The sequence below is a fragment of the Kitasatospora sp. NPDC002965 genome (assembly GCF_040611255.1).
GTDB lineage: Bacteria > Actinomycetota > Actinomycetes > Streptomycetales > Streptomycetaceae > Kitasatospora.
Genome location: NZ_JBEXNT010000027.1, coordinates 1 through 15164, shown reverse-complemented (window position 1 = coordinate 15164; position 15164 = coordinate 1). Strand labels below are relative to the sequence as shown.

Genomic DNA, 15164 nt, shown 5'->3' with positions numbered 1-15164 from the left:
GGCGCCACCGGGGCGCCTCCGGGGGCGGTCCGCGCCTCCGCCGGGCGCGTTCCACGGGCCTCTCCTGCGGACCTCGGCCGTCGACTCTCCCCCGGGCGACCGGGCCCGGGCAGGATGATGTCGCATGATCCTGGAAAGCGCACTGCTCGACGTCCTGCCCGGCCAGGAGGAGGCCTTCCTCTCCGCCTTCGCCGAGGCCCGACCGCTGATCTCCGTCCAGCCCGGCTTCCGCTCACTGGAGCTGCGCCGCTGCCTGGACGAGGGGCGGGGCTCACGGTTCCTGCTGCAGGTGGAGTGGGAGAGACTGGAGGACCACACCGAGGGGTTCCGCCGCTCCGCCGAGTACCAGCGGTGGCGCGAGTCCCTGCACCACCACTACCGGCCGTTCCCCGAGGTGGAGCACTACGGCGAACCGGTCCTGCGCGCCTAGACCACGCCCGGAACCGGACCGGACCGCCGTACGGACCGCCGCCCGGTTTGGGGCGGACGGTGCGCCCCTGGTAGCGTTGGCCGCTGCACCTGGCCCCGGCATGCCCTCTCAGCTGGTCCGGCGGCCGCGCGGTGCAGCCCGTTCCAACCGTTTCATTCCAGACAAGACTGAGGCTCCTTCGTGGCGAACATCAAGTCCCAGATCAAGCGCAACAAGACCAACGAGAAGGCGCGCCTGCGCAACAAGGCCGTCAAGTCCTCGCTGAAGACCGCTCTGCGCAAGGCCCGTGAGGCCGCTGCCGCCGGCGAGACCGAGAAGGCCGCCGAGCTGGCCCGCGCCGCCTCCAAGGCGCTCGACAAGGCCGTGAGCAAGGGCGTCATCCACGCCAACCAGGCCGCCAACAAGAAGTCGGCCATCACCAAGCGCGTCAACACCGCCGTCCAGGCCTGACGCCCTCGGGGCCGCATCGACGGCCCCTCCCCTCGGGACGCACCGGCCCTCTACCCGGACGCCCGAGGAGCACAGAACGACTCGCACCGCACGCGGCCTGCGTTCGCCACGCGGGTGCGGTGCACAGAGCGCCACCAGAAGTGCCGGTTCCTAGGCCCTTCCACTGCTGCCCGCCCGGTACACACCGGGCGGGCAGCAGTCGTTTCCGGAGCCCGGTGACAGCGGTCGGGCGGGGCCGCTGCGACTCCTGTCGCGTCCTGCGGCCCGACCGATAAGGTCTGGTTCCGGCACCTTCGTCGCAGGCCCAAGGGGGGCTCACATTGGGGACACCACCGCCGCCACCGCCGCAGAGCGGGTCGGGCTTCGCCGGCTTCCCGCAGCAGCCACTGCCCTCGTCACCACCGACGGTTCCCACACCGGGCGGCCCTCCCGGCTTCGGTCCGCCGCCCGGGCTGCCGAGCTCGCCGGGCGCACCCACCCCGCCCGGGACCCCCACCGTGCCCGGCGGCGCAGCCGGTGCCGCGGGCGACCGGAAGGGCGGGAACCTGCGCCGGAACGCGGTCTGGGCGTTCGTCGGTGCGATCATCGCCTCGGCCGCCTGGGCCGGCGCCGTCGCCGTCGTGCCCAGCCTCGTGGACGGCGGCTCCTCGGCGCAGAGCCTCCGCGGCTACCACCCCGTCGACAAGATCTGCGAGGCGGGCAAGCTCACCGGGTTCCGGCAGAAGTACAAGATGGTGGACAACTATCCGCTGGAGCACACCGGGCGCAGCGAGTCCATGGACATCATGCGGTGCTACGCCCTGGTGAAGCGGACGGTCAGCGACAGCGACACCCCGGACTACGCCACCCTCGACATCCGCGTCGAGCTGCACAAGGCCGTCGACTCCTCACCCGAGTTCGCCGCCACCCGGCACTACTTCGAGCAGCAGAAGTACGAGATCACCGACGTGCCGAACCTCGGCGAAGAGGCCTACTTCGCCTACGGGGACGAGCCGACCAGCTCCGACAAGAGTCTGCACGACATCAACTACTACCTACAGGTCCGCGACGGCGGCATGACGTACTCGTTCTACTGGACCGACAACTACCAGGTCGGCAAGAACCACACGCTGGACCGCGAGACCGTCCGGCGGACCATCCTCGACGACACCCGCGACATGCTCAAGGCCATCGGCGGCAAGTAACCGGGAGGGGCGCCGGGGCGGCGGCGGCCGGTGTGTCCGTGCCGGAGGCCGGGGCGTCCGCGTTGGCCGAGCGCCCGGCCGTCCCTCTCCGGCCGTCCTGGCCCCCGGGCCCTACAAGCTCTACGAGCATCCCCCGGTGGACGTGGTCAGTACGACGGGCGGGAGCCGGCCCGGGCGGCCCTGGCCACGGCGACCACCGCCCGCTCCAGCGCGAAGGCCGGGTCGTCGGAGCCGCCCTTGACGGCGGCGTCCGCCTGCGCGATCGCGGTCAGCGCCACGGCCACGGCGTCGCCGGTCCAGCCGCGCATCTGCTGCCGCACCCGGTCGACCTTCCAGGGCGGCATGCCCAGCTCGCGCGCGAGGTCCGCCGGACGCATGTTCCGTCCGGTCGTCGCCAGCCGCCCGATACTCCGCACACCGGACGCCAGCGCGTAGGTGATACCGGTCGGCGGCTGCCCCACGGCGAGCGCCCAGCGCAGCCGCTCCAGTGCCTCGGCGGCCCGACCGGTGACCGCGAGGTCCGCCACCTCGAAGCCGGTCGCCTCGGCCCGGCCGCTGTAGTAGCGGGCCACCACGGTCTCGTCGATCGTGCCCTCGACGTCCGAGGTCAGCTGGCTGCACGCGGCCGCCAGTTCACGCAGATCACTGCCGAGCGCGTCCAGCAGGGCCTGGCAGGCCTCCGGCGTCGCCGAGCGTCCGAGCGTCCGGAACTCGCCTTTGACGAACGCCAGCCGCTCGTTCGCCTTGGCCAGCTTGGCACAGGCGACCTCCCGGCCTCCCGCCTTCCGCCCCGCGTCCAACAGACCCTTGCCCTTGGCGCCGCCCGCGTGGACCAAGACGATGATCACTTCTTCGGCGGGAGCCTCGATGTACGCCTTGACCTCCTTCACGGAGTCGGCGGAGAGGTCCTGCGCGGCCCTGACCACGATCACCTTGCGCTCGGCGAACAACGAGGGCGTGGTGAGCTCGGCCAGGCTGCCGGGCTGGAGGCTCCCTGGCGCGAGATCCCGCACGTCGGTGTCCGGGTCCGCCGCCTTCGCCGCGGCCACCACCTGGGCGACCGCGCGATCCAGCAGCAGCTCCTCCTGGCCGACCGCGAGAGTCAGCGGGGCGAGCAGGTCGTCGGGTGCACTCTTCCTGGCCATCGCCTACCAGCATCCCACGGGGTACGGACACCGCTGGCCCACCCGTCCGCCGCTCACGGGACAATGGCCCGGTGACCGAAGATCCCACCACCGACCAGCCCGGCGGCTTCGACCCCGGTGCCCGGCAACTGCTCGTCCTGCCCGACCGCGATGCCGCCGAGGAGGCCGCGGAGGAGCTCGGCTTCGACCACCCCGACCTCGGCGAACTCGAAATCGTCCGCGACGCTCTCGCCGGCGAGGACGACGCCGAGGACGCCCAGTGGCTGGTGGTCCTGGAGCCTCCGGACTCCGGCTGGACCCCGGACCGCCTCCGCGCCCTCGACGCCCTCGCCGCCACTCACGAGGGCTGGCGGGAGCAGGGCTGACCGCCGCTGCCCCTCGCGGACGGCCTCCACCGGCGGCCCCGCACAGGAAGTCGGCGGGTCCGACTTCCTGTGCGAGGCGATCGCGAACAACAACGTGCCCCTCGGGCTTCCCGCCCCCACCCCCGCCCCCTCCCCGCCTCCTCCCTGGTCCCTGGCCCGCTCCCCTGGCCCGCAGCCCCGCTCGGGGTCGGGAGGAGGGCGGAGCTCCGGGGGATCACCCCGGCGGGGCACGCCGCCCGGGGGCCGTGTGCGGACCCTGCGCATGGACGACGGCTCCGAGGCGGGCCGGGGAGTCCCCCGTCACCGCGATGTCACCGACGCGGTCCGTCCGCAGCACCGTGGCCCCCAACGCGCGCAACCGCTCCACCGTCCGAGGCGACGGGTGGCCGTACGGATTGCCCGCACCACAGGAGATCAACGCCAGCCGAGGGCTCAACGCCGCAGTCAGGGACCAGTCCTGATGGGCCGAGCCGTGGTGGGCCACCTTCAGCACGTCCACCCGCGCACGACCACCGGCCGCACTGAGCCGGCTCAGCAGCGCCTCCTGCGCCGGCGGCTCCAGATCGCCCAGCAGGGCCAGCCGCAACCCGCCCGCCAACGTCACCAGCACCGCGACGCTCGCGTTGTTGGCGCCTGAGGCCACCAGCGGCTCCGCTCCGTCCGGCCACAGCACCTCCCACGACACCTCCGACCCCGCCGAGCGTCGCTCCCCGCGCCCCGCCCGCATCAGCGGCACCCCGGCCGCCGCCGCCCACGCCGCCACCCTGGCTGCCTCGCCCGGCGGGTCGTCCAGCACCGTCCCCTCCAACGCCCCGACCCGTCGGCCCCGCAGCACGCCGGGCAACCCCTCGACGTGATCGGCATGGAAGTGGGTCGCCAGGATCAGCGGCACCCGGGTGATCCCGAGGTCGCGCAGGCACCGGTCGGCCGTCCGGGGATCCGGCCCGGCGTCCACCACCACGGCACTGTCCGGCGGGTCGTGGCCCTCCCCGACGACGGGCAGCACCAGCATGTCCCCCTGCCCGACGTCGCACATGACCAGCCGCCAGCCCGGGGGCGGCCAGCCGGTCGCGACCCTGGCGAGCAGCGGTGGCCGGAACAGCACGGCGAGCAGGGCCAGCAGGAGCACGCCCGTCACCACCGGCCGGAGCCTGCCGCGCGGCGCTCGCCGTCCCCCCGGGCCGGCGCGGCGGGGCAGCAGCAGCGGAACCGTCCAGCAGAACGCGACCGTCCCCACGGCGAGCGTGGCCGTGCCGACGAGGCCGCCCGACCAGGACAACCGGGCCCCCGGAAGCTCGGCACCGTGCCTGGCCACCGCAGCCAGCCAGCCGGCCGGCACCGCGGCCGGTTCGGCCAGCAGCCTGGCCAGCGCCGGGGAGAGCGGATCAACCGCGAGGACCGTGAACCCGAGCAGGGTCGCCGGGGCCACCGCCAGCTCGGCCAGCAGGTTGCACGGGACGCCGACCAGACTGACGTGCCCGGAGAGCAGCACCGTCACCGGCCCGCAGAGCGCCTGGGCCGCAGCCGTCGCCCCGACGGCACCCGCGAGGCGGTCCGGCCAGCCACGGGCCCGCAGGGCGTCCGCCCAGTGCGGGCCGAGAACCAGCAGTCCGGTGGTGGCGAGCACCGACAGCAGGAAGCCGAAGGAGCGAGCCAGGTACGGGTCGAGGAGGACCAGAAGCAGGGCGGTGCCCGCCAGGGCCGGCACCGCCTGGCGGGGGCGGCCGGTGGCCAGCGCCAGCAGTCCGAGCAGTCCTGTCCCCGCCGCCCTGAGCACGCTGGGTTCCGGACGGCAGATCGTGACGAAGGCCAGCGTGACAACGGCTCCGAGCAGCGCGCTGGTGCGCAGCGGGATCCCGAACAGGGCGGCCAGGCCGCGCCGTTCGGCGGTTCCGGCCCGGCCCGGCGCGCCCAGCAGTACGCCGAGCACGATCGCGAGGTTCGCTCCGCTGACGGCGACCAGGTGGGCCAGGTCGGTGCTCCGGAACGCCTCCCGGAGCTCGTCGGGCAGGCGCGACGTGTCCCCCACCACCAGACCGGGCAGGAGCCCTCGCGCGTCCGGCGGGAGGTGGTCGGTCGCCGCGCGCAACCCGGACCGCAGGCGGCCGGCGATGCGTTGCGCGACGTTCGGCGGCGCGAGCTGTCGCGGCACGCCGTGCACGATCAGGAGTGCCGCCGACGCGTCGTCCTGCTCCCCCGCCGGGCGGACCGTCGCCGCGACGGCCAGTTCGGTCGAGGACAGCAGGCGCTCCCAGGTGTCCGCCCCGTCGTCCCCTCGGACCATCACCGTGACCGGTGTCCGGGTACGGACCGTGTGCGGGCCCGGGCCGGGGAGGAGGCCGTCCGGGACGGCGACCCGGTCCACGACCGCGTCCACGGTGAGCAGCCGTTGTCCGGCGCCGGATCCCCCGGTCCGTGAGGTGTGTAGGTGGGGATCGCCGGTGACGGTCAGTTCGACGTCGACGTCCGGGGCGGGAAGGGCGGCGCGGGCCAGCTCGGGCAGCGGGCCCCGGTGCAGGTCGGCGGTGTGGAGGAAGGTGGCGCCCGCGGCAGCGGCCCCGGTGAGCAGCAGGGCTGCCAGTGTCACGGCGGCGGAACGGCGGCGGCCGGTGCCCGGGGGACGGACGAGCAGGACGAGCCCGAGGAGTCCGGCCGCCCCTGCGGCCGGGAGAAGAACCGCCCCGTGACCGGGCCCCATCCCGAGGGCCGCAGCCGAGACCGCCCAGGCGGAGACGGCGGGCAGGAGCAGGCGGAAGTCGCTCGGCCGCGTCGTGGTCGGTGTCGGGCTCTTCCTCGTGACGGGGGTGAGGGCGGTGGTGGCGATGACGGCACCTCCTTTCGGGCAGGGGTGGGTACGGGAGCCGCCGGTGGGAGCGGTCCGGACGGTCGTCAGAGGGTGAGCAGCGGTTTGATCTCCGTATAGGTCCGCTCCCCGATGCCACTCACCTGCCGGAGCTGGTCGATCGAACGGAACGCGCCGCCGTGCGAAGTGCGGAAGGCGATGATCCGCTGGGCCAGGGTCGGACCGACGCCCGGGAGGGTGTCGAGCTGTTCGAGGGTGGCGCGGTTCAAACTGACGGGCTGCTTCGGCGCACCGGCCGGCGGTGGCCCGGTCGCCGCACCGGCGGCCGGCTGGAGGCCGGGTTCGCCGACGAGGATCTGCTCACCGTCCGTCAGTACGCGGGCCAGGTTGAGGTTCCTGGTGTCCGTCCCCGGCAGCGGGCCGCCGGCCGCGCGCAGGGCGTCCGCGACCCGGGAACCGCCGGGCAGGGTGTGCAGCCCCGGCGAGTGGACCCGGCCGCCGATGTCGACCACCACCGGGGCGGACGCGCCCGCGCCCGCGGCGGTGCCGCTGTCCGCAGCGCCCGTCCCGGGGCCGCCACCGGCCTCGGGACCGGCCAGGCCCGACAGCGGGGTGCCGGGCCCCACCGAGGCGACCGCCGCCGTCGGCACGTCGACGGACTGCGGCCTGGCCAGCCAGAAGTGCTGGACTCCGTAGCCCACGGCGAGCAGCAGCAGGACGAGCAGTCCCGCCACCGCCCGCCGGTCGAGGGCGTGGGCCGCGCCCGCCCACGGGTACGCGCCCGCCGGTACGACGGCCGGGCTCCCGCCGGGCAGCCCGGTCGGCAGGCTGTCGGACGGGGGTTCGCCCGGCCCGTCGGGCGGCACACCGTGCGGTGGAACGGGTCCCGCGTCCGGTCGCCCGCGGGGCGGCCCGGTCCCGGCCGGTGCACCACCGGCCAGGGAGCCACCCGCAGGAAGGTCACCCGCAGGAAAGTCACCGACAGGAAGGTCGCCGGCGAAGTGGCCGGCGTGCAGGGGCCCGCCGCTCGGCGGCCCACCGGCCGGGGAGGCTCCGGCGCGCTCCGCCGCCCGCGCCGCGGGCTTCTCGTACACCGACAGCTCTTCGGGCGGCTCCTCGGCGGCCGGCAGCAGTGCCGCCATCCGCAACCCCGCGGTCTCGGTGATGTGCTGAATCCGGCGGCGCCTTGTCGCGCCGATGCGCATGCTCGTCATGCGGAGCACGGTAGGAGTCGCTGCGGAGTCGCGCGGAAATTGCCGAAGCCCTGTGGAAAACCGGGGGGCTGTGGAGAGAAGATGTCACCCACAGGGAGTAGTTGACCATGTGCGCATTGACGGTACGCCGGCTCCACGGGCTCCCGAGCCTACGAAGCGTTCCGCCACCGGCCCGTACGCAGCAACCCCCTGGCCGCGACTCGCGGGAGCCGGCCGGAGCCACCCGCGCCGGGCCCACCGGGCCCACCAAGGTTCACCGGACCCACCGAGGTTCACCGGAGCCCACCCCGACTCACCGGGGTGAGACCACCACCGCCAGCAGCCCCGGTCCGACGTGCGCACCGATCACCGCACCGACCTCACCCACGTACAGGTCGCGCAGTCCCGGTACCCGCCCGCGCAGCCGCTCCGCGAGCGGCTCGGCCCGGTCCTCCGCGGCCAGGTGGTGGACCGCGATGTCGACCTCCTGCTCCCCCGCCCGCTCGACCGCGATCTCCTCCAGCCGGGCGATCGCGCGGGACGCCGTCCGGACCTTCTCCAGGGGTTCGATCCGCCCCCCGTCCAGGTGCAGCAGCGGCTTGACCGCCAGCGCCGAACCGAGCAGCGCCCGAGCGGCGCCGATCCGGCCGCCCCGGCGCAGGTACTCCAGCGTGTCGACGTAGAAGAAACCGCTGCTCACGGCCGTCCGCCGGGTGGCGGCCTCAGCGGCCTCGTCCAGGCCGCGCCCGGCCGCGATCGCCTCCGCAGCCGCGAGCACCCCGTACCCGAGCGCCATGCCGACCAGTCGGCTGTCCACCACCCGGACCGGGACGGGCGACTCTGCGGCGGCCAGCCGGGCCGCCTCCGCCGTCCCCGAGAGTTCGCCGGAGATGTGCACCGAGACGATCCCCTGCGCGCCGTTCTCGGCGGCCGACCGGTAGGCGGCCGCGAACGACTCCGGGCTGGGCCGTGAGGTGGTCACCCGGTGTTTGCCCCGCAACGCCTCGGCGACGTCCTTGGGAGAGATCTCGACCCCCTCCGCGAACACGTCGTCACCGACCGCGACGCTCAGCGGGACCACCGTGATGCTGTGCCTGTCGACCGCTTCCTGGGGCAGGTAGGCCGTGGAATCGGTGACAAGCGCGAGGTCGGCGGGCATGAGGCGGAGGTTACCCCCCGCATGGCCCGGGCGACAGCGCCCGGACGCCGTGCTCAGCCCGCCGAGGGACCGGCCGTAGGCTTCCGCAGCCGGTGCGCCAGCTTGGCCAGCGGGTCGGAGAGACCCAGCAGCTCCTCCGCGCTCGGCCGACCGCTCGTTCCGTCCGGCAGCGCGTTCCGGGCCGCCCCGTCCCGCGCGGCCTCACGCGCGGCGCCCGGACCGGCCGCCCCGCCGCTCGCCGCGCCCGAACGCGCCCCGCTGCCCGCACCCGCAGCGCCCGCAGCAGCGTCCCAGTGGCGCAGCGCCCCAGCCTCGTTCTCGCACTCCTGGCTCAACCGGCCCAGCTCGTCGTCCGCGAACCGGTGCATCCGGTCCTGGGCGGCCCAGCGCATCGTCTCCGCGGAGTGGGTGATCCGCTCGGCCCGCTCCCGCAGCTCGGGCAGCTTCGCCGCGATCCGGCCGACGTCGGGCTCGCGCTCCAGCGTCCGCAGCTCGCCGTCCAGCTCGGCCGCGTGGGTGTCCAGCCGGGCCAGCAGCGCGAGCGACTCGGTGAGCTGGCCGTCCTGGGTGAGGCCGCCCTCCAGGACCTGCCGGGTGCCGCTCAGGGAGGTCCGCAAGCCCAGCCGGACGGCGGAGATCTGGCCCTGCGGGCCGGTCTGGGTGTAGGTCTTGGCCTTGAGCGTGACGTTCTCCACCGCACGCCGGGCCTTGGCCTCCTGGCGTTCCATCTTCTCGCCGACCGCGCGGGCCGCCTTCACCACGCCGACCACGACGAGCGCAGCCACCACGAGCCCGAACAGCAGGGCCAGTCCGACCATCACGCCGAGCACGTCCATCACGAGCCACCTTCCGCCAGCCGAACCGGCCCCCACCGGTCCCAACGCGGGCCGGACCACCGAGGGTTCCACCGTAGCCCCCGTACTCGTCGGGGAGGAGACCGATCGGGCCCGGCGGGCCCGAGATCAGGGACAGATCCGGGATCACCCCGAGAGCACCCGGCCGCTCCGGCCCCCGTTCTGCCCATATCCGCTCTGCCCGTACTCGCTCTGCCCACACCCGCTCTGCCCATACCCGCTCTGCCTGCGCGCGCCCGGCGGGGCCGGCCCCGGAACGCCGCGGGGCGGGCGCCCCCGAAGGGACACCCGCCCACAACTCGCCGTCCGAACGTCCTCACGCCGGTCGACGTCACCCGATCGGCGTCACCCGGTCGGCCTCGGCCGGCGGACGTCGCCGACCGGCGTCACCGACCGACGTCAGCCGGTGACGATGTTGACCAGCTTCGGCGCCCGCGCGATGACCTTGCGCACCTGGGCCCCGCCGATCGCCGCGACGACCGCCGGGTCGGCCAGCGCCAGCGCCTCCAGCTCGGCGTCCGAGATCGAGGGCGCGACCTCCAGCCGGGCCTTGACCTTGCCCTTGACCTGCACGACGCAGGTCACCGACTCGTCGACCACGAACGCCGGGTCCGCGACCGGGTAGTCGGTGTGGGCCAGCGACTCGACGTGGCCCAGCCGGCGCCACAGCTCCTCGGCGATGTGCGGGGCCAGCGGGGCGACCATCAGCACCAGCTGGTCGGCCACCTCGCGCGGCGTCGAACCGCGCTTCACCAGGAAGTTGTTCAGCTCGATCGCCTTGGCGACGGCCGTGTTGAACCGCAGCCCGGCCATGTCGCCGCGGATGCCGTCGATGGCCTTGTGCAGCGCGCGCAGGGTCGGCTCGTCGGCCGGCTCGTCCACGACGACCAGCTCACCGGTCGTCTCGGAGACGACGTTGCGCCACAGCCGCTGCAGGAAGCGGTACGAGCCGACGACCGCGCGGGTGTCCCAGGGACGGGAGACGTCCAGCGGGCCCATCGACATCTCGTACAGGCGCAGCGTGTCCGCGCCGTACTCGTCGGCGATCTCGTCCGGGGCGACGGCGTTCTTCAGGGACTTGCCCATCTTGCCGGCCTCGCGCTTGACCGGCTCGCCCTGCCAGGAGTAGGCGCCGTCGCGCTCCTCCACCTCGGTGGCGGGCACCGGGAAGCCGCGCTCGTCACGGTAGACGTCGGCGGTGATCATGCCCTGGTTGAACAGCTTGTGGAACGGCTCGACGGACGAGACGTGGCCCAGGTCGTGCAGCACCTTGTGCCAGAAGCGGGCGTACAGCAGGTGCAGCACGGCGTGCTCGGCACCGCCGACGTACAGGTCGGCGCCGCCGCCCGGCTTCTGCTCGGTCGGGCCCAGCCAGTACCGCTCGTTGGCCGGGTCGACGACGTCGGCGCCGTTCGTCGGGTCGACGTAGCGCAGCTCGTACCAGCAGGAACCGGCCCAGTTGGGCATGGTGTTGGTCTCGCGGCGGTACTTCCTGACGCCGTCGCCCAGGTCCAGCTCGACGTTGACCCAGTCCTCGTTGCGGGACAGCGGGGTCTTCGGCGAGGAGGTGGCGTCGAAGGGGTCGTAGGTGTGCGGCGAGTAGTCGTCGACCTCGGGGACCTCGACGGGCAGCATCGACTCGGGCAGCGCGTGCATGACGCCGTCCTCGTCGTAGACGATCGGGAAGGGCTCGCCCCAGTACCGCTGGCGGCTGAACAGCCAGTCGCGCAGGCGGTAGTTGACGGTGCCCTCGCCGATGCCGCGCCCGGCCAGCCAAGCGGTGACGGCGGCCTTGGCGTCGACGACGCCCAGGCCGTTCAGCGAGATGCCGTCCTCGGTCCCGTCCGCGTGCGCCGAGTTGACGATGACGGAGTCGTAGGTGTCGAACGCGTCGTCCCAGTCGTGCGGGTCCTCGCTGCGGCCGTCGGTCGGCTCGACGACGCAGCGCATCGGCAGTTCGAAGGCGCGCGCGAAGGCGAAGTCGCGGTGGTCGTGGGCGGGGACGGCCATGATGGCGCCCGTGCCGTAGCCCATCAGCACGTAGTCGGCGATGAACACCGGTACGGGCTCGCCGCTGACCGGGTTGACGGCGTAGGAGCCCGTGAAGACGCCGGTCTTGACCTTGGCCTCGACCTGGCGCTCGACGTCGGACTTGGCGGCTGCGGCGGCGCGGTAGGCGGCGACGGCCTCGGCGGGGGTGGCGGCGGCGCCGGTCCACTCCTCCCGGGTGCCCTCCGGCCAGGACGCCGGCACGATCGCGTCGACCAGGTCGTGCTCGGGGGCCAGCACCATGTAGGTGGCGCCGAACAGGGTGTCGGGACGGGTGGTGAAGACGGTGATCTTCTCGGCGTCACCGGTCGGCGTGTCGACGGCGAAGTCGACCCGGGCGCCCTCGGAGCGTCCGATCCAGTTGCGCTGCTGCAGCTTGATGGCCTCGGGCCAGTCCAGCAGGTCCAGGTCCGAGATCAGCCGGTCCGAGTAGGCGGTGATCCGCATCATCCACTGGCGCAGGTTGGACTTGAACACCGGGAAGTTGCCGCGCTCGGAGCGGCCGTCCGCGGTGACCTCCTCGTTGGCCAGCACGGTGCCCAGGCCGGGGCACCAGTTGACCGGCACCTCCTTGGAGTAGGCCAGCCGGTACTCGCCCAGCACCTCGTCGCGCTCGGCGGCGCTCAGCGACGCCCAGGCCCGGCCGCCCGGTACCTCGCGCGAGCCGTCCTCGAAGCGGGCGATCAGCTCGGTGATCGGGCGGGCCTTGCCGGCCTGCGCGTCGTACCAGGAGTTGAAGATCTGCAGGAAGATCCACTGCGTCCAGCGGTAGTACTCCGGGTCGATCGTGGAGATCGAGCGGCGCGGGTCGTGGCCCAGGCCCAGCCGGCGCAGCTGCTGGCGCATGTTGGCGATGTTGGCTTCGGTGGAGATCCGCGGGTGGGTGCCGGTCTGCACCGCGTACTGCTCGGCGGGCAGGCCGAACGCGTCGTAGCCCAGGGTGTGCAGCACGTTGTGGCCGGTCATCCGCTGGTAGCGGGCGAAGACGTCGGTGGCGATGTAGCCCAGCGGGTGGCCGACGTGCAGGCCCGCGCCCGACGGGTAGGGGAACATGTCCATGATGAAGCTGTGCGGCTTCGCGGCGACGTCACCGGCTGCCGGGTCGGCCAGGTCACCGGCCGGGTTGGGGGCGTGGAACGTCCCCTCCTTCTCCCAGATGTCCTGCCAGCGGGACTCGATCTCCGCCGCCAGGGCGGCGCTGTACCGGAACGGCTCGGTCGCGGTCTCGGCCGCGCCGGACGCAGGGGTCGTCTCGCTCATGGTCCTTCAAGCTCCATCGATGTCAGTTGGCGAACCGGCGCGCCGGGCCGGCTGCGGCGAACGGCGCCCGGGCCGGGAAACCCGGGCGGAGACCGGGCGAACACCCGGGCGGAAAACAAAAAAGCCCCTCGCAGGAGGGGACGCCACGCCGACTCCGGCTCCGCCCGAGGGCGCGGCCGGTCCTGGTCAGCGCGGCCGGCTAAGGAGCAGGCGCACGGTTCGCATGGGCTCAGGGTACCGCAAGGGGGTCAGCCCCCTCCCGGCCGTTCCCGCCGGTGGATCCGCAGCGCCCGCGGCAGCGGCTCGGACGGGTATTCCGGACGGACGGCCCGGGCGGTGTTCCGGGCCGTCCGTCCGGACGCCGATCGGCCCACGTTTCGGGCGGCGGCCCGGCGGGCGGTCGGACGCCGATCGGGACTGCGCTTCAGGACTGCGGCTCAGACCGCGACGGCGGTTCCGGCGGTCTCCTCCGCACCCCCACGGGTGGTTCCGGTACGGGCGCCCGCGGCAGTACCGCCGACCGCACCACCGTCACGCGGCCCTGGCACCTCCGCCACCCCCGGAACATCCGCCGAGGCCGAAGCCGCCTCCGTCGCCGCCTCCGCCTCCGCCGGATCGGCGGTCGCCGCCGAGGACGGCACCGTCGCCGTCGCCGCCCGGAACGCCGCGTCGATGTCGCGCAGCGCCCGCGCGACCCGCTCCGACTGCATCCCTGCGGCCAGCGCCCGGGCCTCGTCTGCCGTGGCGATCGCCGAAGCCGTGTCACCCGTGCGGCGCCGGGAGTCGGCCAGCCTGACCATGAGGAGGGCCCGGGCCCGCGCCCGGTCGGGTCCGAGGCCCGCCACCGCCTCGGCCAGCAGGGCCTGGGCACGCCGGTGGTCGCCCAGGAAGAGGTACCCCTCCCCCACCATGCCCGCCAGATCGGCCCGCACCTCACCCGGGCCGGCAACTCCGCCGACCCCGTGGGCCGTCCCGGCCCCGTCACCTCCGCCGAGCCCGTCACCCCCGCCGTACCCGTCCGCCTCGGCGCCCCCGGCGACCGCCCGTCCCGCACCGGCGGCGGTGCCCACCCCGACCGCGCCCAGCTCCGTGAAGGCCCGCTCCGCGGCCTCGGCCAGGGCCTCCCCGTCGCCCCGCCGTCCGTACGCGCGCGCGATCCGTCCGAACTGGAGCGCCCGGTCGGCCGGACCGAGCGCGTCCCCGGCCGCCGCCACCGCCTCCGCCAGCACGGTGACCACGTCCGGCCCGCGTCCGCCCGCCCCCTGGGTGGCCAGCACCACCAGGCCGCCCACCACCGCCACCCCCTGCCCGTGCTCGCCGCTCACGTGCGCAGCACGCAGCGCGGCTGCGAACGCCCGCTGGGCGGCGGCCTCGTGGCCGAGGTCGTAGGCCGCCCAGCCGGCCAGCCCGGCCAGCCGGCTGGCCGCGCCGTACAGGGCCCGGCCGAGCGGTTCGTCGTAGGCACCGAGCTCCAACAGCTTGGCGACCATGGCCAGTTCGGCACGCGCCGGTCCGAGGACGAGTCCGCCGCCGCAGGAGCGTTCCAACCGGAGCTTGCTGCGGTACCCGAGGCCGAGTTCACCGACCAGGCCGGGAGCGATGCGCAGCACGCCGTCACCGCCGGCGACGGGCGGCGGCGGGGTGGTCAGCCGGCGGGCCGCCTCGGCGAGGTCCGAGTCGCGGAAGAGGTCGGCCAGGCGGACCGGTCCGGCATCGGTGGCCGCCTCACGCAGCGCGGTCTGCGCGGTGTCGGCCGTCCACGGGTCGGTGAGCAGCCGCGGGGAGAGGATCTTGGCGCCCCGGTGGCCGCCCATCCGGCCCCAGAGCTGCTCGTAGGTGACGGCGATACCGAGGGTGCGGCTGAGTACCTCACAGACGGCCTGGTCGTGCGGACTGCGCGGGACCATGCCGCGGTCGCGCCACTTGTAGGGGGCGGTGGAGCTGATCGCCAGCCGCGCCGGCAGCGCGAGGTTGACCTCGCGGGCCAGCCGCTCCGGGTTCCAGCCGAGCTGGTGCAGTATCCGGGCGAGTTCCTCGTTGCGTCTGCGCTCCAGATCCGCCATGGCTCCGACGGTAGCGGTCCGCCGGGGCCGCACGCCCCGGCGTTGCGAAAAGCCGCGGTCGCCCCGCGCCGGCCCGGTCCCGCCCGGCGGCCCCGGCCCCGGAGAACGTCGAATGGGCCCCCCCCCGGCCCGGGGGGGGGCGCGGCTGGTGTGGGGGGTCCGGGGGTTTGTAACCCGGGCAGTGGGGATGGCAGCCAGCGCGGGAAGAA

11 protein-coding genes are annotated in these 15164 nt (G+C 74.3%); 4 read left to right on the top strand and 7 right to left on the bottom strand.

Annotated elements, in window-relative coordinates; all coding sequences use genetic code 11:
• The first annotated feature begins 124 nt into the window (after positions 1–124).
• The 3 genes from ABZY91_RS14010 to ABZY91_RS14000 all read left to right on the top strand — a co-directional run bounded on the left by ABZY91_RS14010 (position 125) and on the right by ABZY91_RS14000 (position 2064).
• Positions 125–430: an antibiotic biosynthesis monooxygenase gene (locus ABZY91_RS14010; protein ID WP_329951497.1), complete on the top strand. Its 306-nt coding sequence runs from the start codon at positions 125–127 to the stop codon at positions 428–430.
• 180 nt (positions 431–610) lie between these two features.
• A complete protein-coding gene (gene rpsT, locus ABZY91_RS14005; protein ID WP_329885167.1) occupies positions 611–880 on the top strand; it encodes a 30S ribosomal protein S20 in 270 nt (89 codons plus the stop codon).
• A gap of 497 nt (positions 881–1377) precedes the next feature.
• Complete coding sequence (locus tag ABZY91_RS14000) at positions 1378–2064, top strand: hypothetical protein (protein ID WP_329885166.1); 687 nt, start codon at positions 1378–1380, stop codon at positions 2062–2064.
• A gap of 146 nt (positions 2065–2210) precedes the next feature.
• Here the strand turns inward: ABZY91_RS14000 and holA are convergent, their stop codons facing one another.
• On the bottom strand, positions 2211–3209 hold the full coding sequence (holA, locus tag ABZY91_RS13995) for a DNA polymerase III subunit delta (RefSeq protein ID WP_329951496.1): 999 nt from the start codon (positions 3207–3209) through the stop codon (positions 2211–2213).
• A 71-nt stretch (positions 3210–3280) separates the two neighbouring features.
• On the opposite strand from holA, the gene ABZY91_RS13990 reads away from it, so the two are divergent.
• Positions 3281–3574 carry a hypothetical protein gene (locus ABZY91_RS13990; RefSeq protein WP_329885164.1) on the top strand — a complete coding sequence of 98 codons (294 nt, stop codon included), beginning with the start codon at positions 3281–3283 and terminating at the stop codon, positions 3572–3574.
• A 214-nt stretch (positions 3575–3788) separates the two neighbouring features.
• Here ABZY91_RS13990 and ABZY91_RS13985 read toward each other — a convergent pair whose 3' ends face one another.
• From ABZY91_RS13985 to ABZY91_RS13960, 6 genes are all read right to left on the bottom strand, one after another.
• Positions 3789–6161: a ComEC/Rec2 family competence protein gene (locus tag ABZY91_RS13985; protein WP_355402270.1), complete on the bottom strand. Its 2373-nt coding sequence runs from the start codon at positions 6159–6161 to the stop codon at positions 3789–3791.
• A gap of 302 nt (positions 6162–6463) precedes the next feature.
• Entirely contained in the window at positions 6464–7591 is a 1128-nt protein-coding gene (locus tag ABZY91_RS13980) for a ComEA family DNA-binding protein (protein ID WP_355402268.1), read from the bottom strand.
• Between the two features lie 292 nt (positions 7592–7883).
• Positions 7884–8729 carry a DegV family protein gene (locus ABZY91_RS13975; RefSeq protein WP_355402266.1) on the bottom strand — a complete coding sequence of 282 codons (846 nt, stop codon included), beginning with the start codon at positions 8727–8729 and terminating at the stop codon, positions 7884–7886.
• A gap of 53 nt (positions 8730–8782) precedes the next feature.
• Positions 8783–9565: a hypothetical protein gene (locus ABZY91_RS13970; RefSeq protein WP_355402264.1), complete on the bottom strand. Its 783-nt coding sequence runs from the start codon at positions 9563–9565 to the stop codon at positions 8783–8785.
• Positions 9566–9982: 417 nt separating this feature from the next.
• Positions 9983–12892, bottom strand: coding sequence for a leucine--tRNA ligase (gene leuS, locus ABZY91_RS13965; protein WP_355402263.1), 2910 nt, complete (start codon positions 12890–12892; stop codon positions 9983–9985).
• Between the two features lie 437 nt (positions 12893–13329).
• Complete coding sequence (locus ABZY91_RS13960) at positions 13330–14955, bottom strand: hypothetical protein (RefSeq protein WP_355402261.1); 1626 nt, start codon at positions 14953–14955, stop codon at positions 13330–13332.
• Positions 14956–15164: the final 209 nt, after the last annotated feature.

Coding starts and splice junctions, on each gene's coding strand:
- ABZY91_RS14010 (WP_329951497.1), top strand. CDS start 125: ATGATCCTGGAAAGCGCACTGCTCGACGTCCTGCCCGGCCAGGAGGAG.
- holA (WP_329951496.1), bottom strand. CDS start 3,209: ATGGCCAGGAAGAGTGCACCCGACGACCTGCTCGCCCCGCTGACTCTC.
- ABZY91_RS13980 (WP_355402268.1), bottom strand. CDS start 7,591: ATGACGAGCATGCGCATCGGCGCGACAAGGCGCCGCCGGATTCAGCAC.
- ABZY91_RS13975 (WP_355402266.1), bottom strand. CDS start 8,729: ATGCCCGCCGACCTCGCGCTTGTCACCGATTCCACGGCCTACCTGCCC.
- ABZY91_RS13970 (WP_355402264.1), bottom strand. CDS start 9,565: ATGGACGTGCTCGGCGTGATGGTCGGACTGGCCCTGCTGTTCGGGCTC.
- leuS (WP_355402263.1), bottom strand. CDS start 12,892: ATGAGCGAGACGACCCCTGCGTCCGGCGCGGCCGAGACCGCGACCGAG.
- ABZY91_RS13960 (WP_355402261.1), bottom strand. CDS start 14,955: ATGGCGGATCTGGAGCGCAGACGCAACGAGGAACTCGCCCGGATACTG.